The following is a 1710-nucleotide window of genomic DNA, read 5'->3' as shown; positions in this document are numbered from 1 at the left end:
CTTTACTACATTATATGCAAAAGCAAAAGCTACAGACGCCAATTATGGAAAAATAACTCTCGATGGTGCTTCTACTCAAGAAGTCATGTTCCGTATTTCTCCTGCTGATGCTGCTGAATCATTTGTTGATAATTATGATGTGACTTTCAGTGCAGACAGAGAAATGACGAGAGCAGTGCAGGTAGATCAGTTTGTGATAGTTGGTGAACCGGTTATAGATGGTGGTTTAGTAACTTATACAATTAAGTCTAATGCAACAAAGAGCTTTGCTGTATGTATGCACGTAGTTACTAAAGAAGATAAAGTAGGAACATTAGGTAAAACAGATATTACTTCTGACTATTTTGCTGCTATTGTAGGTAAGAAATATTTGGTAGATGCATATTATAAAGTAGATGCTGATGTAGATTTGGAAATTCCTTACGATGTTAAAGATGGCAAGGCAGAATATAACGGTAAAGGTCGTGTTGTATTATCTGTATCTAATAGTGCAGATGGAACTACTCCGTCAGAGGTTGAATTGTCTGAATATCCAGGCTTTGATCCAAAATCTTTGACTACAACATTTAGTGTAGTTAATGACACTTACTTCAAGGTTAGTGGTACTGCTGTAATGCTGAATGCCTATGAGACTCCAAGTTATATTGGCCAAGTTACAGATGTTAATGCGAAAGTGACTGCTGCAGGCTTCTATACTCCTGCTGCTGATAAGAAGATTGGTACAGTGACTGTTACTAAGACAACTAAAAAAGCTACTATTGATTATGGTAAGATTGAACCTGCAACTTGGAGTAATGACGCACAAACTGTTGCAGCTTCGAAATTCCCATTGAATAAGATTTATGATGCTGAAGACGTGAAGTTGACTCTTACTGAATTCCAAACTTTGACAGGTGAAGTAGTGAAAGAAGTAACTGATAAGGTTTATTTTGCTATTTCTACAGATCCTTCTTCTAAAAATGAATTAACAGCTGTCATTGCAGCACAAACTCCTGCCGGTGTTTATCCTATTAAGGCTAAATTTACTTCTGATGGTAGAGAAATTATAGTTACTGCTACTATTACAGTACAAAACCCTGAAATTGCAGAGTTAGCAGTAGATAAATATCTTTGGGGTGGAACAGCAACAGCTGGTAAAGTTGGATTTACTCCAACACTGGATCAGGAAGAAAAACCATCTTCTATTACTTTGAGCTATGATTTATCCAAGCTGTTTACTAACTATTCTGCTGTGCAGGCAGCTGTTACTGGTGTTACAGGTGCTACTTTGAAAATTGATGTTCCTAATTGGAATAAGATTGAAGGTATTGGCTATAGTGAACCGACATTGACATTTAGGAAGGATGACTATACAGGTAAGACTACAGACGGAAAAGATGCGAAAGTACAAATCGTTGCTACAGTGTCTTTAGCGGGTACGACTACACCTCTTCAGAAATTAACAGCTGATGTAAATATCAATGATATTAGTGGTTCTTGGGTTGCTGGTAAGAAAGCAGTAGAACTGAACAGCAAGGCTGGTGTTTATCCTTTGGCCGATGGATTTAGTTGGAATGATATGAGAGGTAAAGCTATGTGGAAAGATGGTAGTCAGGTAGATGACCAAGTTGAGTTTGGCACAGCTACTCCACTCGCTATTTATGGTTTGACTGCTCCTTCATTCAAATTTGTCGATGCTGAAGGCAAAGATACAACTTGTCCATACTTAAC

At 37.7% G+C, this 1710-nt stretch carries 1 pseudogene; it reads left to right on the top strand.

What is annotated here, in order from left to right:
- Window positions 1-1710: pseudogene (locus AB5935_RS25250) on the top strand (hypothetical protein); the annotation flags it as partial.

It is taken from the genome of Phocaeicola sp. RTP21198st1_B8_RTP21198_201120 (genome assembly GCF_040929485.1).
In the GTDB taxonomy this organism is placed as follows: domain Bacteria; phylum Bacteroidota; class Bacteroidia; order Bacteroidales; family Bacteroidaceae; genus Phocaeicola; species Phocaeicola dorei.
This window is presented reverse-complemented; position numbering and strand designations above follow the sequence as displayed.